This is a genomic window from Pseudomonas sp. 44 R 15 (genome assembly GCF_900004965.1).
GTDB classification, from domain to species: domain Bacteria; phylum Pseudomonadota; class Gammaproteobacteria; order Pseudomonadales; family Pseudomonadaceae; genus Aquipseudomonas; species Aquipseudomonas orientalis_A.
Genome location: NZ_CVTU01000119.1, coordinates 41213 through 64293 on the forward strand (window position 1 = coordinate 41213; position 23081 = coordinate 64293).

The following is a 23081-nucleotide window of genomic DNA, read 5'->3' on the forward strand; positions in this document are numbered from 1 at the left end:
ATCGCCCTCGTCAGTCAGGTTGTCCTACAGAGCATAGACAATCCCTTGGCTATCTCACGCCAGGACCTCCAGTCCGAGGAACAACTCTCGGTCCAACGGGGCTTTGATCTCGGCTTTATCCAGATTGACCACTGCGCGGTTGTCGGCACGCGCCTGTTCGATCAGTTCGCGGCGCGTAAACCGGCGCTCTGCCTTGGTTTTCAGATGGCCGAAAGTGGGTTCCAGAGGCGATGTGTCGATGGCCGGGTAATGGAAGTGGGCGTACCACAGGTCGGCGTCTTCGAGCGGCATTGCGGCGCGGATTTTGTCCGTGTCGCGGATCGCGTACTCAGTGAGATAGTCACCGGCCAGCAGTCGAAAGCGCTCGCGTCGCAGGTTGATATCGACAAAACCGTGTTTCCACAAATAGGCGACATTGGCAGCTTTCGGGCGCTGCAATTTATACCCTGCGGCGCACGCCTCGCGGGCTTGTAGCATGGCGGCATTGGCTTGCGCCAGATAAGCATCGCGCAGGGTGACAGCCTCTGCGTTGGCGGCGTGGTCACGCAGGAGTTCCTCTGCAAGCGTTTCAAACTTCGCGGCATGCTGGCTCAGCATCACATCCCAGTCGTAGGGGTCGAGGCTCTCGCGTCGGCCGGGCTCCTGAAGCTTGCGTTGTTGGAAGCGAATGCTTGAATCGATACCTGCCCGCTCGTCCCTGACGATTTTTGCCTGCGCTTTGATCGCCTTTAACGTGCGGCTCGCAGGTGCGGCGGGCCTCGGGGCCGGCAGCGCTTGCTCGACGACGTTCCAGACGCCTTCATTGACGTGTTCATGGTAAGTGGCGACGGTTTGCCCGGTGAGCGGGTCCTTGATGTCGATGAAGTTGCCCTCTACACCGGGCTCACTCGGGCGCAAGTCACCCACCAGTGTCTCCCTGTTACGGGTCTTGATAACCCTTCGACTGGTGGGTCTCTGCCGCACCGCCCGGTTGGGGGGTTGCCTGGGGGCAAAGCCTTCTTCAGACAGGATCAACTGGGCCAGTTGCGCTTCCACTGCCGTGCGGGCCACGCCGAACTGTTCCAGAAAGGGGGCCCGATACGGCTCTCGCACAAGCCGTGAACTCATTTCAGCTAACGAGTTGACGGCATTTTCCAGTCGACCGTACTGCTGGAGTGCACCCTTGAGTACGTCAATTTGTTCGGTCGGTGAGTAACCACTTGTGGCTTGTATTTCGGTGTGAGTGAGGATGGCGGTAGTCGCTTGGCGATCGGTGAGTACTGTGAGGAAAGGCCGCTCCTGCGGGTTGCCGGTGTCAAGAGAGCGATCGACTATCAACTCGACAAACGCTAACAGGATATGCTGTTCAATGATGGCCGAAGAAATCGTGTTGCCGGACGTGATTTTGCCCGTGAGTTGATCTCTCAATACCGGACTGGCCTGTTGCAGTATGGCTTCAACTTTTTCGGCGATTGTGAACATTTCCTTGAGCGCTTCCAGTCGCTGCGTCGCACCGCTGATGAACGCCTCGTAGGCGCCTGTGATGTGGTCGGGCAGTTCTCTGTCGACCCGCAGCAGTAGTTCAGCGAGGCTTTCGCCGCGAGCGGTTTCCAGCGTGTTTTTGATTTTTTGGTGCAGGCACGAATAAGAAAACAACAAGTGACTGTGAATGTTCTCGGTCGCGATATCTCGTAGCGACTTGTATTGAGTCTGCGTTCTGTCCAGTTCCAGCAGCTCTTTGGCCATGCTCAAGGACTTTTCCTGCGTGGAAATATACGCTTGCGTGTTTTCCTGGTAGTTGTCGAATGCGATGCGCCAAGCGGTGGTGGCGCTTGCCGTCGAATTCTGCCTTTGCTGATGACGGTCGGCGATTCTTGGGCGCAGTGCGGGAAGTAATGTGGGGCTGCCAAGCCTTTGCCAGTCTTCTCTCAAGGCTTGCTTGTGGATTGTCAGTTGATCCTGGGCTTTTTTCACGGCGTCGTTGAACTGTTGCGCGTGTGGCGCCAATGCATTCGCTTCAATATTGAGGGCTGCCAATCCTGAGTTCAGCGCCTCCAATTGTTCGTTGCGTTTTCTTTGCCATTGACTCAACCGCTCTCTGGGCATACCGCCTTCCAGCCTGGCGTGTCGATCCAGCCGCCAATGCCCTCGGCCGTCGCTGATCAGTTTGAAGCCGGGGTGTTGCGGATGCTGTGGGTGCACCAGGTACACCTCGCCGAAACCGGGCACCACGCTGACCTGGAACAACAGGCCGCCGACGCTGGCGTGCCAGAGATTGCCGATACGGTAGAGCCCCATGAGCGGGCCGCTTGCCTGAGCCGTTGGCAGTGACTCGGGCCAGGGCACCTGTATGTCGAGCAACGCCTTGAGCAACTTCGCGCTTGCCTGGGGGCTGGCCAGCGAACGGGTGAAGTCCAGGGTGGTGTGGCCCGTTGCCGGCGGTTCGCCTGGCATCGCCACTGCGCCATGGCGAACCACCGCAGCGCCTGACGGCAGGGGCAGGCCGGCAGGCCGACGCCAGCGCGCCAGGTGCCGGGCGCGGTCTTCTGCGATGGGTTCCGGCAGCGCCTGTCGAGGCCTGCCGGCGGGTGTGGCGGCATGCAGCAGCACCATTGCGGTATTGAGCAACAGGTCGATCAACGCCAGTTCGCGGGTCGTTGGGTCGTCGCTGTCCAAACCTGCCAGGTCCTGCTCCAGGCTGGCGACCAGCACCATGAACCAACCCACCAACATGGCGGGGCCCTGCACCAGCGGCAACAGCAATGTATTGAACAGCAGCCACGCGCCTTCCATCACGATGGCCCAGCGGCTCTCGCCGTTGGAAACCGACTCGCGATCAGCCAGGTCGACCAGTGCGCGTGCGGTGCTGCCGTACAGGTGGTTCAACAACTGGCCGTTGACCTGTGATTGAAGCCACTCTCCAGCGCCTTCATCGACCGCCAGGCTTGCGGGCACAGGTTGCCGGGGAGGGCTGAACTCATCCCCGGGCAGGAAGCGAATGATGTGCGGTTCTCTGAAACCGCCGTTGGCGTAGATGGGGCGAGCCCTGTCGCTCAGCCAGGTCAGCACGCTGTCTTGCAGCTCGCCCGGTGCGGCCAGTGCGTCCAGCAGCGCCGGACGTGTCGGGTATTCATGCAGGCAGTCGATATACAGCGGCCGATACAGCAGGTGCGGGCCCGCACTGGCGCCTTTGGTTTCGATAATAAAGACGTTGTTGACTTCATCGGGCTGGGCACCGCTCTTGCGGCACAAGGCCAAGGGGCGCAGGACGATCTCCTGTCCATCGACGAGCCGGTCCGAGGGCATCTCGCCCATCAATGCCTTCACATAGCGATAACCCGTCACGGTGACGCCGTGCTGCTGTCGGATCTTGTATTCCAGCGCCTGCATCGGCAGCTTGACCTTGAGTTCGCGGGTAAACAGCGTTTCCCGGCGCCGCGCGTCGGCGCTGTCGGACAGCAGCAGGTCTTTGATGGTGTGTGGATAGGTACTGCCTATGTCGACACGCTGGATCAACCCGGTACTGCCCAACAGGTAATCTTCGTCGAGCCAGGTCGGCAGCGCCTCGGCGCCTTTGGCTGAGATCTTCAGGGTGCCCTTGGGTTTGCCGGCCAGGTTCTTCAGCGCCAGTTGCGTCAGCGACATTTGCACATGGTCGATAATGCCGGCGCCTCCTGGATAGCCGGCCGCCACGGCGAAGTCCAGTACCACCTCGTCGGGGTCGAAGTCGCCATGATCGGTTTGCATCTGCTTGCGCAATGCAGCGCGGCTGAAGCTGTGGATGTTTTCAATGCCCTCGTTGAACGAGCGCCCCTGGTTTTGTCGCAGCACCCTTGCCATGTCCTGTTGGTGCCGATGGTAGGCAAAACGGTCGTCGGCGCTGGCTTGCGTGAGCCATTCGGGCAATTGGTCGATTATCTTCTGCAGCAACGGGGCGGCAGGTGTCTTGACCTGGGTAAAGAGAACCGCCGGGTCCGTGAGCGTGTCCAGGCGCCGCTCAAGGGTTTTTTCGTCCTGGCCCTGGAACGTCAGGGTGGCGAGGTCTTCCAACTGCTGATTGAGGATCAGGCCGGCCTGTTGTTCGAACACGTTGCCATCAGGTTCGTTGCGTTTCCAGGTGAGCTGGTCGAACTGGAACTGGCGCTGCATCCTGGCGCCCCAGGCGTCACTGAAGTCATCGATTGAGGCAAACGCCTCGATCACGCCGTCCACGCTTTGCAGCAGAACGTTTTGATCACGTATCAACAGCAGGTCCGGGCTCAGCAGGCGGGTTTCTTCTGCGCCTTTGGACAGTGTGCTTTCAATGAAATAGACATGGGTGGTGGGTGTGGCGTGGGGCAGGCGTTCAACGCGCACCGGCCAGGTGGCGACGGCGGTCAGCATGTCCTGTTGGTCTTTGTTCAGGCTTGATTGACCGGCCGCTGCGGCAGTCATCTGGCCGTTGAGAAACTCGCTCAGCCATTGCCAGCGACTGCGGCCGTGGCTGTCGATGGCGCTCCAGTAATCAGCCAGGTCATGCTGAAAATGCAGGTAGAGCGAAGCTCGCACTTGGTCGATGATGCCTGCGATGACCTGCATGTCGATGAGGGGCAGCGCTGCCGGCTTGAGGATTGCCGGTGGCAGTTGCGTCAAGTAGTACGGCAGCTCGCGTTTTGAGCGCCAGTCAAGCAGCTGCGGGTCCAGTACCTGCGCGATAGCGACCTCCATCAGCGGTCGGTAGGTATAAGTGCCGGAGGGGGTTGGACTGGCCAGCTTGACCCTGAGCAAGTCCAGCTCCAGGGAGGGGTAGCGCTCCAGAATGCGGCTGCGCAGCGCATTGAAGACCACTGAGTACAAGGCCGGGCGTGTGGCGAAACGTTGATGGACTGCCTGGGCAGGTAATTGGCTCAGAGGCGTGGGGGTGTTTGGAGGGGGCATGGCAAAGTCCTTTCCTGTCCTGAGGTCGATGATGGAGACACCATTAGGAAATCGACTTTCGCCATTGCCGGTGCGGTATTCGGATACCGCGAGCAGGGCCGATGTTGCGACCGCTCGCGTGCGGTGCCGACCATATATGCACCACCTGGCACCTTGAGCCCCGTGATGTTCTGTCATTCCATTTCAAAGGAGTGACACCATGCCGGATTCATCCCCTGGTTCCGCCGTTGCCAAGCCGCTCGCAGCGACGCAGAGCATTCACGGCGACTTTCTCGAAAAGGCCGTGCCCCAATGGCTGGTCGAGGCAACACCTGCGCGCCGGTCGGCGCTTAAAGACACCGTCGCGGCAGTGCCGCAGTGGTACACGGACGCCACGCCCGCACAGCGCAACAGCGTCAACGCCAGCGTCATAGCCAGCGCTATCGCCCAGGTCCAATTGGACACCACCATGGCGACGTTCAAGGACGTCGACGCATTCGCCAGGCCTTTGCTGCTCAAGGCGTTGAAAGACCAGTACCAGGTGCAGGCCGATGTCGACAAGACCTTCCTGTGCCTGCGCAAGCCACTGGAGATCAGTGTCGCTGAAGTGGAGCTCACCTCGTTCGAGGTCCTGAAACTGTCGATGCTGCAGGCGGCTCAACACAATTTCGAGGCCTGGGAATGCAAACCTGGCGCTTACCACAAGAACTCAACGTTTGTGCTGGAGACCGCCACGCCTGGCACCTTTGAGCCGGCCACCGTGAGCCTGACGGTCAGCCAATTCATGACCCTGTGCCGCAGCCTTGATATCGGCGCGCAGTATCAGACTTACCTGAAGTCGTTCTTCGCACCGGTCGACACGCGCCCTCAACCGCCTCTTGAGCAACACTTCATCGCCAGCCAGAAAGCGGCCATGAAGGCCGCCGCTGAAAGCGCCGTGGTCAATGGAGATATCGAGCCTGCGGATTACACCATGATCCTGTCGGTGATCAACGGTAACGTTTACCCCACGCTCGGCAATAAGCGGGTCTGGCTTCTCGACATGAGCCTGATGAAAAAAAGGCTGACGGGCTGCGTCTATTTTTCAATCGGTGACCGCTACAGCGACGAGTTGATCCTCTACGTCCCCAATCACCCGGATCACCCACTCAAACGCTATACCTCCCGCCAACAAATGCGCGACGAGTGCAAACGCCAGTTCACTGACCGTGCGGGCATGGCGGCCGATGACCCCGCGCCAACGGCATACCAGAAGTTCTTCAGCCAGTTCCTGCCCTATGATCAGAGGCCCTACTATTTCAGCCAGTTCACGCAAAAGTCTGCCGATTCTCCCAGTGGCCCGTTGACCTCGCCTTGGCGATCGGTCGTGGAGTTCGTGTTCGGGCTATCGCCGATCACCCGTATCAGAGAGCTGCCCCCTGAAAAGCCGGCGAAGATGGAGTCGGTAAGCGACCCTTACCTGGCGCCCGGTAACTTGATGCCTTACCGCGGTACAGGCACCTTTTCCGGGCTGCTCGACCTTTGGCCCTTCCTGTACGAAAAGCACCGTGACAAGGTCCTGGCCGACGCCCGTGCCCATGCAGTGCCCACCGCTGACGTGGATGCAAAGGCGCGCGAGGCCAAGCTGGCGCACCTGTTCGAAATCGGCATGCTGGCGCTCAACGCAGTCTCCATGTTCGTGCCCGTGTTGGGTGAAGTCATGCTGGCAGTGATGGCTGAGCAATTGCTCTCGGAGACCATCGAAGGTGTGGCCGACTGGGCCGAGGGTGATAAACGGGCGGCCAAGGCGCATCTGGTGGATGTGGCGGAAAATCTCGCCCAGATCGCCGTCATGGCCGGTGTGGGAGTGGCGGTGAGCAAATTCCGGGCTGTCAAGGCTGAACCGGTCATCGAAAACCTCAGTCCCGTGACCCTGCCCAATGGTGAGATGCGCCTGTGGAAGCCGGATTTGACCGGCTATGAAAGCCCCGTGACGCTGGAGGCGGCGTCAGGGCCCAACGCGATGGGCCAATACACGCTCAATGGCAAGACCTATGTTCGCCAGGACGGTCAGGCTTATGAGCAGGTTTTCGATGAGTCGATCAAGCAGTGGCGGATCAAGCACCCAACCAACTCCGAGGTGTACCAGCCGGTTCTGCAAAGCAACGCCCGGGGCGCTTGGCGTCATACCCTTGAGCGACCTGCCGAGTGGGATCGCCTGACGCTGTTGCGGCGCATGGGCCATGAAACCGAAGCGTTTTCCGATGCTGAGTTGCTCAAGGTCGCGGATGTCAGCGGGGTGAGCGACAGTGCTTTGCGTAAGATGCACACGGACCTCGCGGCTCCGCCGCCGGAACTGCTGGACGCCATGCGTCTGTTCAAGGCCGACGCAGGCAGTTCGCAGGTGATCGCGCAGTTGCGGGGCAGCCAACCGATCGACGACCATTATTTATTTGCACTGCCTCTGGTCACCGAGATGCCTCGTTGGCCGAGGACTCGGGTACTGGAGGTATTCGAAGGGCCTGAACTCGTTGGCAACTCGGTGAAATACGGTTCTGGTCGCTTGGCGCGTGGAGCGGTTGCGCAGGCGCCGATCCAGATCACCCGCGCCGATGTACTGGGCGGGAAACTGCCCTCGGTGATTCTGGCCGCGCTGGATGAGGCTCAGGTGACCCGTCTGCTGGGCGGCGAAGGTGCTCGCGTACGTGATCTGCGGCCACAGGAGTTCAGCAAGCAAATCGCCGAGTATGCCCAGGCACGCAAACCGGATATTTTTGACAGTATTTACGCGGGAACCGAGCCGCCGGGCAGCCAGGTCAAACTGCTGCAACGTATCTGTCCCGGGCTCAGCGAAGCTGCCGCCGAGGACACCCTGGCTCACGCTTCCGCGCTTGACCTCAAACGTCTGGAAGCGACGCGCCGGGCGCCTTTGGCCATGCTCGAAGAGGCGCGCTGGTACGCGCTTCAAGGGCGACAGACGCGGGCGTATGCCGGTTTACGCAGCGAAACCATGGCCTCGGCGGACAGCCGTCGGCTGGCATTGCACACCCTCGAGAAACTGCCCGGTTGGCCGGACACCTTGCGCCTGGAAGTACGCGAAGACACTGACAGTGGCGTGTTACTGGACAGCATCGGCAGTGATACGGCCCGAAGCAAGAAGTATCTGGTGAAAAAAGGCCCGCGCTTCCAGGCGCTCAATGAGCGTGGGGAAGAACTCAACAGCCTGCCCACCCAGGGCGATAACTTTTATGCCTCGCTCATGCATGCCATGCCCGATGAGGTGCGTCAGGGCCTGGGTGTGCCGGATGTGAGTCAAAACGCGCTGCTGCGCGACAAGATCATCGAGTCCGCAGACCTTTATCGTAACCAGACAGTACGGCTGCTCGAGCCGCAGCGCAAAGGGTTCAAACCACCCGTACGGGTCAAGGACAAGTTGCTGGGCTATTACGCCAGCGGACGAGGTGCGGGCCTGGGCCCGAGCCTTGAGTCACGCGTGCAAGCGCTGTATGGCTTGAGCGATGAGCCGGCCGCGGACTATATCCGCCGCCTGCGAGCGCAGGGCAAGGACAACAGGACAATCTTCAACTATCTGCAAACCCGTGAGCGTGAATACACCACGCTGGTGTCGACACTCGACGGGTGGGTCGGTACCCAGGGCGGCACGGCTGCCGGCACTGCCCTCTTCAATGAAAAAGCCCGCTTGGCACATCAGTTGAAGGAGGCCTGGCGGATGGAGCCGTTGGCAGGAAAGGTGGCTGGCGCCGATCGCTTGCAGCTCTATATCGAAGAGCATCTGCCGCCCTTGACGACCGATTTTTCCCATATTCGTGATTTGACGGTACTCGGAAGGACGATGAACGATGCTGCGATTGACGCTTTCCTGGTGCGTTTTCCTGAAGTGCAGACGCTGTCGATTGGCGATACGTCCCAATTTTGGGGGGCGTTCTCCCAGACGCCCCGATTGTCGCTGACGACACTGCCCCCTGCGGTCTCCAGGATGACCGGTCTCAAAAGCTTGACGTTCGGCTCGGGAGCGGAGCACCTGGCGCCGGAGTTTCTCTCGAGGCTCAATACCCTGACTTCGCTGGAGGCGTTGCATATCGATTATCGCGGCTTCTCCATGGATGCACTCAAACCCCTTGACGTGTCCGCGTTGACGCAGTTGCGCCGGCTGAAAATTGACGCACCTATAGGCCTTTCCCACTGGCCGACCAATGTCGAGAACCTGCCTCATCTGGAGCGTCTCGATTTGAGCCGTACCGCAATTAGCGCGCTGCCTGACACGCTGTATAGCGGGCATGAGCGACTGTGGGCGGGGCTGTCGATGGACTGGTCGAAGTTCACCCGCGAAACCTTCCGACCGGCCTTTGAGTATGCCAGCGCTTATCGCGAGCTCGGGCACCTGGTCGATTTGCACCAGATGGTCAGTGGCTATGCCAAGGGAGAGTTGGCCTCCCTGAGTGGCAATAGGGTTTTGGCTGACGCACTGAATGAAAAAATAATGGCCGCCGCGCAGACCCCAGAGGCACGGGTGGCCCTGATTGACGGCATAAGCGATCAGTACGCCAGCCTTTTTGAGTCGTTCTACTACCCGCCTGTCAACACTGTGCGGCAGTTGAGGTTACGGTCCAGGCCATGGCAGGTGGGACCCAGTGCTCATGTGGTGACCGAGCTTGAAGCCAATTGGTGGGAGGCGGTGGGTGAGCGATATGGCATAGTGGGCAAGGCGTCAGTACTCGAATTACCAGGACCGGTGTATCCAGTGATGAGCTCTGGGGGGCAAGTGAGCAGCGTTGAGCTGCCCCAGTTACCGGCAGCCAGTTTTGCTCATGTACGCACGTTACGCATGGGCTGGGTGGGGGAAACGCCCGAGCAGACGCGCGCGTTCATCGGTACATTCAGCGGTGTGCAATCCCTCGAACTCAACGGGGTTGGCTTGACTGAAATACCCATTGGTGCTGGCGATCTTCCCGGCTTGACCCGGCTCGACCTGGCTAATAACAGCCTCGCGATGCCTGCACTGCAGGCACAACTCAGTGATCTGGGCAGCCTGGAACTGCTGGATTTGAGCCGTAGCAACACGCCGCTCGAAGGGATCGATGTGAGCGCGTTGAGGCAGCTCAAGGCGCTGAATATGCGCGGTTCAAGCTTGCAGACCTGGCCGATTGGCGCAGAGAGTCTGCCGCAATTGGCTTGGCTGGACCTGCGGGACAATGGGCTGGTGACCTTGCCGCCTCAGGTGTTGGCCAACGAAACGATTCTGATGAAAACCAACCTGTCGGGTAACCCCTTCAGTACCTCGGGTGAGGCTGCGCTGGCGGCTGCGCGCCAGCGGGTCGAGAGCGCCCAGGGTTTACCGGCGGGCGCACTGGCAGGTTTTGAAGCGCAAAATATACCGCAGGTATTTCCCCCGCGGGAAACGGCCATGACGATGGCCCGTTATCTGTTGCCATTGCCCGAGCCGATTGCAGTGGCCGAAGGGGCTGAAGGGTTTGTCCCACGACTGCAGCAGATCAGCCCATCGGTAAGTGAACAAAGCGCGCAGCAATGGATCGAGAAACTGCGCGAGGGAGGCATGAGTGACTCACAGATCGATAGCCTGTTGACTGCCTGGCACGAGGAATACACGTCTGTGACGCGCCAGTTGAACGGCTGGCTGTATAAATGCGAATTGCCCGATACCGATCTCGCAGACTTCAGCCAGGTGGCTGACCAGCGTCGACGGATCGCGCTCAATATTGTTGAGTGCTGGCAAACCGGTGTTTCAGCCGAGGACGGTTATGCGCTGAGCCTGCACGGCCTGCAAGCCCGTGACCTGCCCGAACTCACGGTGCAGTTCAATAATGTGCATACGCTGAATTTAACCGGTGTGCAGTGCACCGTGTCGGGCGCCGAAGGTTTTCTGCATAGTTTTCCCGCGTTGCGCAAACTGATGCTCAGTGGTAATAGCCTTGGCGCCGTTCCTGAAGCGGTGGCGCGCATGACTCAGCTCGAGGAGCTGGAACTGGCTTCCAATGCCATCAGCGATCCTCAGCCTTTGTATCGCCAATTGGGGGGCGATCACTTGCGCCGGTTGGACCTGTCCAGAAATGACCTGCGTGAGTTCAGCACCCAGGCCTTCACTCGGCTTGAGCACCTGGACCTTAGCTACAATAGCCTTGCAAACTGGCCAGGCGGCGCATTGAACACGCCGAGTCTGCGCACGCTGAACCTGTGCGGCAACGACCTGGAAACATTTCCCGAGGAATTGCTCGATGGCAGCCACGACGTACTGGTACAGGGCACCGACCTGTCCGAAAACGAGTCCCTTTCACGTGAAAGTTTCGAACTGCTAAGGGGGTATGGCACAGGGGCTGTGATGGGGTGGAGCAGGAGCGAGATCGACGGATCGATTGCAGGGTTCGATGAGGACGGCCTGGGTTCTCGCAGTGAGGATGACGAAGGCGATGCTTACGAACCGCTGGAAGTCATTCTTGATCCAGTCGGGGATACGGGGGAGACGGTATTGGCGTCGTGGCTGGAGCACTCGCCGCAGGACCTGGCCGTCTCCAGGCGGCAGTTGTGGCAGCAATTGGTCGATGAACCGGGGCATGAGCGGTTTTTCCATCTGCTCGAACGACTGCGCGATACCGATGAGTACCGGTATGTGGCGGCTGACCTGACCCGGCGGGTATGGACTGTGATTGACGCGGCTGCCGGCGATGCGCAGATGCGAGAGCTGTTGTTCGTGGCCTCTGAAACCCACGGCACCTGTATCGACGGACGCATTCTCACGTTCAGCTCAATGGAAGTGCTGGTGTTCGAATCGGATGTGCTGAGCGGGGTTGCGACGCTCGATTTGCAGACAAGGGGCCAACGTCTGCTGCAACTGTCCCGGCAATTGTTCCGGCTGGACCAGGTCGATGGATTGGCCGAGACCAATGCCGTAGGGCGGGACCGAGCCGAAGTGAGGCTGCAATACCGGATCGGCATGACGCGTGGCTGGCCCGACGGGCTTGAGCTGCCGGGTCAACCCAAGCATATGGCATTTGGTCGACCGATCAGCGGGCAGTTGGTGATCGATACCCGTGCCCGGGTGCTTGCGGCCGAAGCGTCGGATGCGTTCTATGAAAGCCTGGTTGCCCGCGACTATTGGGCCAAATACCTGGAGGAACGCTACCCCGATGAGTTTCAGACCCTGAGCAACGAAGCTGCCGCACGCCATGAGGGTGTGGAGGACGAATATGTTGGCAGGCTGCCGGGTACCGACCTCCAGGCGCGCTACGACGCGGCAATCACCCAGCTGGAGGTTGAGCGAAGTAGCGCACGGGTGCAGCGGCTGCTGGATTTGTCGCGCAGGGAGGTCGAGGCGTTGCAGGCGGCAGGCCCGGCGTTACCACAGTCAGGCCCGGCGTCGCCACAGCCGGGTCCGTCGTCACGGCAGTGACGAGCCGGGCAGGCCGTCAGTTGTCATAGCCCAGGTTCGGCGCCAGCCAGCGCTCCGTCACGCTGAGGTCCTGGCCTTTGCGTGCGGTGTAGCTGGCAACCTGATCCTTGTCGACCTTGCCCACCGCAAAGTACTGCGCCTGCGGGTGGGCAAAGTACCAGCCGCTGACCGCCGCCGCCGGGAACATCGCGTAGTGCTCGGTGAGGAATACGCCGCTGCGGCCGGCCTGCATTTCACGGGCCTCAGGGTCGAGCAGTTGGAACAACTGGGCTTTTTCAGTGTGATCCGGGCACGCCGGGTAGCCGGGGGCAGGGCGGATGCCGCTGTACTGCTCCTTGATCAGCGCGTCGTTGTCCAGTTGCTCGTCCCTGGCGTAGCCCCAATAATGCTTGCGCACTTGCTGGTGCAGCCATTCGGCGCAGGCTTCGGCGAGGCGGTCGGCGAGGGCCTTGACCATGATCGAGTTGTAGTCGTCGCCGGCGTCCTGGTAGGCCTTGGCCACTTCCTCGGCGCCGATGCCGGCGGTGGTGATAAAGCCACCGATGTAGTCGGTCACGCCACTGTCTTTAGGCGCGACGAAGTCGGCCAGGGAGAAGTTCGGCTTGCCGTCGGTCTTGATGATCTGCTGGCGCAGGTGATGCAATTTGGCAATCGGCTGGCCGTCGTCACCGTAGACTTCCAGATCATCGTCCTGCACCTGGTTGGTCGGCCAGAAGCCGAACACCGCGCGGGCGCTGATGAGTTTTTCATCGATCAGCTTCCTGAGCATTTCCCGGGCGTCGGCGTACAGCGCGGTGGCGGCTTCACCCACCACTTCGTCGTCAAGAATGCGCGGGAATTTGCCGGCCAGGTCCCAGGAGATGAAGAACGGTGTCCAGTCGATGTACTCGGCCAGGACATTGAGGTCGATATTGTCCAGCACTTTGGCGCCGGTAAAGGTCGGCACCACCGGGGTGTAGCTGCTCCAGTCGAACTGCGGCTTCTTGGCGATGGCCGCCGGGTAGCTCAGGCGCTCGGTGCGGGCGCTGCGGTTGGAGGTGCGCTCGCGCACGTCGATGTATTCCAGGCGGGTCTTCTCGACGAAACCGGCCTTCAGTTCCTTGGACAGCAACTGGGTGGCCACGCCCACGGCACGGGAGGCGTCGGTGACGTAGATCACCGCGTCATTGCTGTACTTGGGCTCGATCTTCACCGCCGTATGCGCCTTGGAGGTGGTGGCGCCACCGATCATCAGCGGCAGGTGGAAGTCCTGGCGCTGCATCTCACGGGCCACGTGCACCATCTCATCCAGGGACGGCGTGATCAGGCCGGACAGGCCGATAATGTCGCACTTCTGCTCTTTGGCAACCTGCAGGATCTTCTCCGCCGGCACCATCACGCCGAGGTCGACGATGTCATAGCCGTTGCACCCGAGTACCACGCCGACGATGTTCTTGCCGATGTCATGCACGTCGCCCTTGACCGTGGCCATCAGGATCTTGCCCTTGGCTTCCGGCTTGTCGCCTTTCTCCAGCTCGATGAACGGGATCAGGTGCGCCACGGCCTGTTTCATCACCCGGGCCGATTTCACCACTTGTGGCAGGAACATCTTGCCGGCGCCGAACAGGTCGCCAACGATGTTCATGCCCGACATCAGCGGGCCTTCGATCACTTCGATCGGGCGCGCGAACGACAGGCGCGACTCTTCGGTGTCTTCGACGATATGGGTGGTGATGCCCTTGACCAGCGCATGTTCCAGGCGCTTGTTGACGTCCCAGCCGCGCCACTCTTCGGTCTCGGCTTCCTTGACACTGCCGTCGCCCTTGTACTTGTCGGCAATCGCCAACAGGGCGTCGGTGCCGTCCGGGGTGCGGTTGAGCACCACGTCTTCCACCGCGTCGCGCAACTCGGCCGGGATCTGGTCGTAGATCTCCAACTGGCCGGCGTTGACGATGCCCATGGTCAGGCCGTTGCGGATCGCATACAGCAGGAACACCGAGTGGATCGCCTCGCGCACCGGGTTGTTGCCCCGGAACGAGAACGACACGTTGGACACGCCACCGGAGGTCAGCGCATACGGCAGCTCGTCACGGATATAGGCACAGGCGTTGATGAAATCGACGGCATAGTTGTTGTGCTCCTCGATGCCGGTGGCGACGGCGAAGATATTCGGGTCGAAGATGATGTCTTCCGGCGGGAAGCCGACTTCATTGACCAGGATGTCGTAGGAGCGCTTGCAGATTTCTTTCTTGCGCGCCTCGGTGTCGGCCTGGCCGGCTTCGTCGAACGCCATCACCACCACGGCGGCGCCATAGCGCTTGCACAGTTTGGCGTGGTGAATGAACTGCTCGACGCCTTCCTTCATGCTGATGGAGTTGACGATGCCCTTGCCCTGGATGCACTTGAGGCCGGCTTCGATCACTTCCCACTTGGAGGAGTCGATCATGATCGGCACGCGGGAGATGTCCGGCTCGCCGGCAATCAGATTGAGGAAGGTCACCATGGCCTTCTTCGAATCGAGCATGCCCTCGTCCATGTTGATGTCGATCACCTGGGCGCCGGCTTCTACCTGCTGCAGGGCGACTTCGAGGGCTTCGGTGTAGTTGTCTTCACGGATCAGGCGCGCGAACTTGGCTGAGCCGGTGATGTTGGTGCGCTCGCCGACGTTGACGAACAGCGAACTGCGATCAATGGTGAAAGGCTCCAGGCCGGACAGGCGGCAGGCCTTGGGAATGTCCGGGATCGGCCGTGGTGCGTAACCGGCCACGGCCTTGGCGATGGCTTCGATATGGCCCGGCGTGGTGCCGCAGCAGCCGCCGACGATATTCAGGAAGCCGCTCTGGGCGAATTCTTCGATGACCTTGGCGGTTTCCGAAGGCAGTTCGTCGTACTCGCCGAATTCATTGGGCAGACCGGCGTTCGGGTGGGCGGACACGTGGGTGTTGGCCTTGTTCGACAACTCTTCCAGGTAGGGACGCAGTTCGCTGGCACCGAGGGCGCAGTTCAGGCCCACCGAAATCGGCTTGGCGTGGGCCACGGAGTTCCAGAACGCTTCGGTGGTCTGGCCCGACAGGGTGCGGCCGGAGGCATCGGTGATGGTGCCGGAGATCATGATCGGCAGTTCGACGCCCAGTTCCTCGAACACGCCTTGCACGGCGAAGATCGCGGCCTTGGCGTTGAGCGTATCGAAGATGGTTTCGATCAGGATCAGGTCGGCGCCGCCTTCGATCAGGCCCTTGGTGGCCTCGGTGTAGTTTTCCACCAGTTCATCGAAGGTCACGTTGCGGTAGCCGGGGTTGTTCACGTCCGGCGACAGCGAGCAGGTGCGGCTGGTGGGGCCGAGCACGCCGGCGACGAAGCGCGGCTTGGCCGGGTTATCGAGGGTCTTGGCGTCGGCGATCTTGCGCGCAAGGCGTGCGCCTTCTACGTTCAGTTCGTAGGCCAGTTCTTCCATGCCGTAGTCGGCCATGGAAATGCGGGTGGCGTTGAAGGTGTTGGTTTCGAGAATGTCCGCACCGGCATCCAGGTAGGCCTTTTCGATCCCGCCGATCACATCCGGGCGGGTGAGCACCAGCAGGTCGTTATTACCCTTGACGTCGCTCGGCCAGTCGGCGAAGCGTTTGCCACGGTAGTCCTGTTCCTCGAGCTTATAGCTCTGGATCATCGTGCCCATGCCACCGTCCAGGATCAGGATACGTTCCTTGAGGGCGTGGTGAAGGGCTTGCAGACGAACGCTACGATCGGACATGGGACTACTCTGGTCAGGCATTTCGGGGGGCGTGAATGATAACAAACCTGTGCCGGATTTAAGCACGATGGGTTCTGCATGAATATCGCTCATGTTGCAGGCAGTCATGGCTAGGTAGAATCATCGCCACTTTCACTGCACGCCTTGAATCGGGACCGGATACATGTCACTTCGTTTAATTGTCAGCGCCGTTCTGGCTTTGATGGCCAGTACCGTGCAGGCAGAGGCTGTGCCGGTAAATCACCCCGCTTCGACGATTTCCTATACCCGCGACATCCAACCGATTTTCACCGAGAAGTGCGTGGCGTGCCATGCCTGCTACGACTCTGCCTGCCAGCTCAACCTGGGCAGTGCCGAGGGTGCGACGCGGGGCGCGAGCAAGATGCCGGTGTATGACGGCGAGCGCAGCACCGCCACGCCGACCACGCGCTTGTTTTATGACGCGTTCGGCAAACAGGCCTGGCAGCAGAAGGGCTTCTATTCAGTGCTGGATGCCCAGGGCAGCCAGGCCGCCTTGATGGCGCGCCTGCTGGAGCTGGGCCATAACGCGCCGCTGCAACCCAATGCCAAGCTTCCCGACGAGATTGTGCTGGGCTTGAACCGCGCCAATATGTGCGCGACCCCGGGTGAGTTCAGTGCCTACGCCGGTAGTCACCCCAGGGAAGGCATGCCGCTGGCGGTCACCGGCCTGACCGACCAGCAATACCAGACGCTGCAACGCTGGCTGGCCTCCGGTGCGCCGATCGACGAGCAAGGCCTGGCCCCCAGTGCCAGGGAAGCCCTGCAGGTACAGCAGTGGGAAAACCTGTTCAACCAGCCGGGCGCTCGTGAAAGCCTGGTGGCACGCTGGTTGTTCGAGCATTTGTTCCTCGCCCACCTCTATTTCGAAAACGGTGAACCGGGGCATTATTTCCAGTGGGTTCGCTCACGCACGCCGAGCGGCCAGCCTATCGATCTGATCGCCACGCGGCGCCCCAACGACGACCCCGGCACCCAGGTGTACTACCGACTGTGGCCGGTGCAGGGCGTGATCGTGCATAAAACTCATATTACTTACCCGTTCAGCGCCGCGAAAATGGCGCGTATCAAGGCGCTGTTCTACGCCGGTGACTGGCAAGTGACAGCCCTTCCGGGCTATGGCCCCGGCAGCCGTGCCAACCCGTTCGCCACCTTCGAAGCGATCCCGGCCAAGGCCCGCTACCAGTTCATGCTGGATAATGCCGAGTACTTCGTGCGCACGTTCATCCGCGGGCCGGTGTGTCGTGGGCAGATCGCGACCGACGTAATTCGCGACAACTTCTGGACCCTGTTCCAGGACCCGGACCACGACCTGTACATCACCGACGCCCGCTATCGCGGCCAGGCCACGCCGCTGTTGGCCATGCCCGGGCAGAACGATGACGTGGGCAGCGTGCTGAACCTGTGGTTGGCTTATCGCGACAAGCGCAATCAATACGAAGCCCTGCGCCGTGACAACTATGCGGACCTGCCGGCGCCAGGCTGGTCGACCCTATGGGCGGGCAATGACAACGCCTTGCTGAGCATCTTTCGCCATTTCGACAGCGCCTCGGTGAACAAGGGCCTGATCGGCGCAGTGCCGCAGACAATGTGGCTGTTCGACTATCCGCTGCTGGAGCGCACCTATTACCAGTTGGCGGTGAATTTCGACGTGTTCGGCAATGTGTCGCACCAGGCCCAGACACGCTTGTACTTTGACCTGATCCGCAACGGCGCCGAGCAGAACTTCCTGCGCCTGATGCCGGCCGATACCCGCGAGGATTTCCTCGATGACTGGTACCAGAACAGCGGCAAGCTCAAGCTGTGGCTGGACTACGAAGCCATCGATGACGACAAGCCAAGCGGCTTGCACCTCAACGAAACCGATCCGAAACGCGACTTCGCCAACCAATTGTTGGCCCGCTACGGCAACCTCAATGCCAGCCCGGACCCGATCAACCGCTGCGCCGGCGCCTTTTGCTCGCGTGACGGTATCGCATCGGCCCTGCAGGACGCGGAGCAGGCGCTGAGCCGCCTGACATCGCGCCCGGCGGCGGGTCTCAAGGTTATCGAGCAACTGCCTGAAGCCACCATGCTGCGCATTGAAACGCCCAGCGGCGAACGGGTGTTCTACAGCATGCTGCGCAACCGGGCTCACAGTAACGTAGCGTTTCTGTTGGGCGAGGCCTACCGCTATCAACCGGGGCTGGACACTGTGACTATCTACCCGGGCGTATTGAGCAGTTACCCGAACTTCATGTTCAACATTCCCACCCAGCAAGTGCCGGAGTTTGTGGCGCAGATGGAGCAGGCCAAGAGCGCCAAACGCTTCGAGAAAATTGTCGATCGCTGGGGCGTGCGCCGCAGCCATCCGCAGTTCTGGAACTACTTCCACGACCTGTCACGGTACATCCACGAAACCACGCCCGAGGAAGAGGGCGTATTGGACATGAACCGGTATGAGAACCTGTAGCTACGTTTATTGATACGGTCGGCTAATCGGTTGTGGCTGGCGCGGCGCTGGATCACTGGCCGATGTATTTCCAGTAGTGTTTGCCGTAGTCCATCAGCAACTCTGTCCCGGCAGGAATTTTCTTCGAGGCGACGAGAAAAATCATATAGTTGCCGACCCTCACGGACCTTACGTTTTCGATCCCCTGGCTTACAGCATTAGGCACGCGGGTCGCGTTGATCAGGCTCAGCACATTGCTGTTGCCGTGGCCGCTGAGGGTCGCACCCTGGGTGGCCGTCTCGAATAAAAAAGTGCTGACGGCTGTCGCTCCCTCTTTACCTTTCGCCACTATTTCTTCATTCAGCGAGTGCCGGTTGACATGCAGTTTGCCGGTATAGGGCCCAATGACCTCAAAGGGTTCAATGTCCACCCTGGCGACTACCGAGAGGCCTCGTTCCGGGCCGTAGGGTAACTTCGCCACCTGCAGGGTACGGTCGAGCCTGTCATGATGCCGGCCTTCTTCGGTGACCCATTGCTGGATACTCTTGGTCACCGCATTGCGCACTTTCATACGGCGCGGGGCAGGCAAGCTGTTGAACAGGTTGTGGTCGGCAACGATTTCGATGTTTTCAACCGGCCCTTCCAGACGACTCGTCAAGCTGAGTTCGACGTTGTTGGGGTCCTGGAGAATCGCAGCATTGTTGTTGATCTGATGACCGTAGGACGGGGCAACTGATGTCGAGGGGAGTTGGCCGGCTATTTCCGGGTCTTCGGTACGCGGGCGCTTCGGACTGCCTGGCCCGTCGATAAGTAGCGAACCTTTGCGCGCGATCAACGGCCCTGACGGCGTGTTGGGCCAGAGCTGCAGTAGGTTTTTACCAGCCCTGGTCAGGCTGCCGTTCTCTTTGACATAGATACTCCATTGCACTGGGTTGAGGTCATGCTGTTCGACAAACGTCGTCATCAAAGGCTTCAGGTCCCTGGAGTTTCGAAGGTTGTTCCAGTCGTTCAAGTGTTTGTAGGTCAGCAGGTTGAACGACTCGTTTTTGGCGTTTTTGGCGAAGACTTTTCCATGAGCGCTATAGACACCCTGCAGGTTTATGTACTCGCCAAAGAGTCTGGGGTCCAGGTTGCGTTGGGCACAGAACCCTGAAAGGGTCAGTGCATTACGTTCTGTTTGCGACAGCGCGCGCCAGCTTTCTGTGTCGGTGTAGGTCACCTCCGTGCGAGCATGGGTTGCACGGTCGAGGACCTTGCGCCCAAGGGGTGTCAAGTGGTCTGAAGCGTGAACGAATTGTCGAAATACAGAGGGGTCCAGCTTGTGTTTTCTTTCGAATGCACGCATCGCGCGATTCAGCGTATTTTCACTTTCTTCGGACCATTTGGTCAGCACTGATGGTGGGATGATGCTGTCCTTGTCTGGCGCCCCGCCTTGCAATCTGACCGAGTACCAGTGCCCAGATTTCACCGACGTCAGATTGACAGGCAGGGTCAGGTTGTTGCGCCGGTTTACCAGGGCCACCGAAAAACTGTTCTGCGTGCCTTCTGCAATCTCCTCCAGGTAACCGTAGCCCTGCTCTCTGATCTGGTATACCGCAATGCGGCCTTTGTGATCGACGTTGCAGATAAACTTCTGGTTGTATTCTGGTCGGAAAAACACACCGCGGATGTCTGGCTTGAGGCCACTGATCAAGTGTGGCTTGACCGCGTATTGTTTGATCAGCGGGTTATTGTTGCTGATGACTGTCACAGGCTCGCGAAAGCGTGGGCCGAATACGCTATTGGAGTCAGCGTTGATCAGCCGGTAGTCGGGGGCGTCAAGGGTGCCGACGTTGCGCATGGGGATGTTCGCAAAACCATCCACTGTAAACAATTGATCACCGACCTGACGCGGCGTCCATACCGCCGGGTCGACTGAAACCATATGGCGGGCCGCAACCGCTCCGTCACGCAACTGCGCAATGCCCAGGCGAGCATGCCGCAGCGCAATGCTGCCCAGGCTGATGAGGCCGAAGCGTCCCAGTTTGAGTATCGCGGATACTGCCGCCAGAGGGTTGAGTTCCTGAAAAATGGAAATGACCAGCTTTTTGGTCAAACTGGACAGATGAGGTAAAGCGAGACGGATACCCGACTGGCCGGCGTGGACCACCCACCGCGTGCACCCTGCAATGTATTTGCCGACAGGCACACCAAAGGACACGATGTCGGTGAAAAGACCAAGGCTTCCAGACTCGATTCGCTGTGGATCGCCGGAGCTCAGCTCATCAATTGATCCCCAGAACGGCACAAACATTTTTCCCCAAAACGAAATGTCTTCCACAAAGTCGCGGCTGATATCCATCTCTCTGGTGGCTTTGCGGGTTTGCTCGAGCAATGTTTGTTCATCGCAGAAGAACAGTTCGCGCGCGATCATGCTCGCCAGCGCCTCGGCACGCGTCGAGTGCAGCGTGTTGGGGGCAAACGACTGCACCTGTGCCGGCTGGCCGGATGCGCTCGGCGGCTGTGTGGGTGGGGCGGTGATGACGCCGGGCAGAGGCTGGCCGAGTTGCTCGATGATCAAGGTAGCGGTCTGGTCGAGGGCAGGTCTTGCGGCGTGGCGATAAGCATTCCAGTCAAAGGGTACTTCGGTGCCTTTCCTGAAGCTGCCTCGGCCCGGTCGGGTGCTGGAACCCACCCGTTCAACTTTGATTTCTCCGCCTGTCAGCAGGTTTTTGATGTCATCACGCAGGCGAACGGCGCCGATGCCGGGGAACATTTCGATGTACTTGGGAGGGCCGGGAAGCAGCGGGCATTCCATGCGGATGATAAACCCGGCGCGCCCGCGTACGGCATCGGTGTTGCGTTTGTTTTCGTGTTCAAGCTGCGTGTCATGCAAGGGCTCTCTCAGGGTATAGATCGTTACTTCATCGCAGTCGATGTTGCCTTGCCACAAGGGTAAATACTGCGCAAGCAACCCCTTGATCAGGGTTTTGTAAGCTGCACGGGGGGTTTCCAGGTACTCACCAAATGCCCGATCAAACTCGACATCCGAGGCGAAACGAAAGCGGCTGGGCGGCTTGAGTACAAGGTTCTGCACGGCGGTCTTCATTTCGCTTTCGTGTTGCTCCAGCGCGTGCAGTGCCTTTTCGATGTCGCCGCGCGAATAGCCTGAGCGGCTCACGGGAAGTACGCCGTTTTCCACTGCCCAGGTCAGCGTCGGTGTGACTTTGGCGGCCGCCACCAGCGCCTGCTGCCTCGGGCTGTCAGCATGCACGCGTAAAAGCTCGGCCGGCAGGTTGAGCAATTGCTCGAACGTCAGGTGCCGAGACGATCCGGGAGCAATGGCCTCGGCCAGGATAAAACCGCTTTTGAAGTTGACCCACGCACTGGAGGTGCCATAGGGCAAATCGTCAGGAACGTCCTCAACCCACACTTCGCTGGCAACGTTTGCCTTGGCCACACACATGGCGAGACGCGCGGCGTGCGGGCTCAGCGCCAGTGTGCGTTGGTAGTCCTTGATTAATGATTGACGAATCCGCCGGTAGTCGACCGCAGGAGGTATGAACGCTTTGAGTTCATTATCGTTGTAGGAGTGGGGATCGGGCGTGATCGTCAACCAGAGCGCCCGCAATAGAAGCTTTACCTTGACCTCGCTCGGGCACTCTTCGCCGTCTTCGGCGCCATACCAGTCCAGCGCCGTGGCGATACGTTGGCCCAGCGCCAAATTCCTTGGCCGACTGAGAATCCACTCCAGCAGCACAGTGGGCCGGCTGTCGAGGTCGGTTTGCTGTGCAGGCGTGAGCAGTTTGGGCATTACCCGGGCGAACAGCGCCTGTTGCGCCTCACTCTCTATTTGCCGTATGACGCTCAGGATGCTCTTGTCATCTTCGGGGTCCAGCAAGTGCTCCAGGTCACTGACATGCCCATCATGCCCCAGGGCATACAGCGCCCGATGTTCTCGCAGGTTATTTTCAACGGCCTTCCAGTGCGCCTCGGTGGTGGGTGTGAAGGGGGTGATCGAGTAATACGCAAGGACCAGATCCACCCGTACGGTGCCATCGCTTTTGATCCCGTTCCCGACGGTTTGGTGGATCGCCAGCAACACATCAATCTGGTTGGCGAAATACAGCGGGGCGTGACGTAGCACCACCGGCTTGCCGCCGATGTCGAACACTTCGGGCAGCGAGGGAATGGGCGACCTGCTCGAACTCAGCAGTTGGGATAGAAAGTCGTAAGGGAAGTCACCGAGTGGAGAGTTGTTGGTTTTCGGTGTTTGATTCACAAACGCCAGGAAATCTTCATCGGCCTCAAGGAGGCCGAGAACGCGAAAGGCGTCTTTGCATTCGCGGCCTAATTCGGAGTCCACCGGGGGCCGATAATAGGCGGTGGACGCCGTTGCGCCGGGAACGTCGAACATCAGTTTTGTTACGAAATCGAGTAGATGATCAATGTCCGATGGCCGCCTCGGTGCGGTTCTGGACAGAAGTTGGGAGAGGGTACGGTTCATTAAAACCTCGTGAGGTGTTCAGGAACGCTGATGTAGGGGACAGGGAGAGCGTCGCGCGCCATGAATCCCTTCAAAGCGCTGGATGTGAGAGTTGACGCGCCCCCGGAATCAACGGTTTCCCAGGGAAAAAGGAGTGATG

At 60.0% G+C, this 23081-nt stretch carries 5 protein-coding genes; 2 read left to right on the plus strand and 3 right to left on the minus strand.

The window, feature by feature from the left end:
* Nucleotides 1-54: 54 nt before the first annotated feature.
* Nucleotides 55-4896: a hypothetical protein gene (locus BFP93_RS25455; protein WP_065895378.1), complete on the minus strand. Its 4842-nt coding sequence runs from the start codon at nucleotides 4894-4896 to the stop codon at nucleotides 55-57.
* Between the two features lie 199 nt (nucleotides 4897-5095).
* Between BFP93_RS25455 and BFP93_RS25460 the strand changes: the two genes are divergently transcribed.
* On the plus strand, nucleotides 5096-12280 hold the full coding sequence (locus tag BFP93_RS25460) for an NEL-type E3 ubiquitin ligase domain-containing protein (RefSeq protein WP_065895379.1): 7185 nt from the start codon (nucleotides 5096-5098) through the stop codon (nucleotides 12278-12280).
* A 16-nt stretch (nucleotides 12281-12296) separates the two neighbouring features.
* Here BFP93_RS25460 and metH read toward each other — a convergent pair whose 3' ends face one another.
* Nucleotides 12297-16007, minus strand: a complete 3711-nt coding sequence (metH, locus tag BFP93_RS25465) for a methionine synthase (RefSeq protein WP_065895380.1) — start codon at nucleotides 16005-16007, stop codon at nucleotides 12297-12299.
* 163 nt (nucleotides 16008-16170) lie between these two features.
* Between metH and BFP93_RS25470 the strand changes: the two genes are divergently transcribed.
* Nucleotides 16171-18477, plus strand: a complete 2307-nt coding sequence (locus tag BFP93_RS25470; protein ID WP_065895381.1) for a fatty acid cis/trans isomerase — start codon at nucleotides 16171-16173, stop codon at nucleotides 18475-18477.
* A gap of 52 nt (nucleotides 18478-18529) precedes the next feature.
* On the opposite strand, the gene BFP93_RS25475 is transcribed toward BFP93_RS25470, so the two are convergent.
* Nucleotides 18530-22942, minus strand: a complete 4413-nt coding sequence (locus BFP93_RS25475; RefSeq protein WP_065895382.1) for an SET domain-containing protein — start codon at nucleotides 22940-22942, stop codon at nucleotides 18530-18532.
* Nucleotides 22943-23081 lie beyond the last annotated feature (139 nt).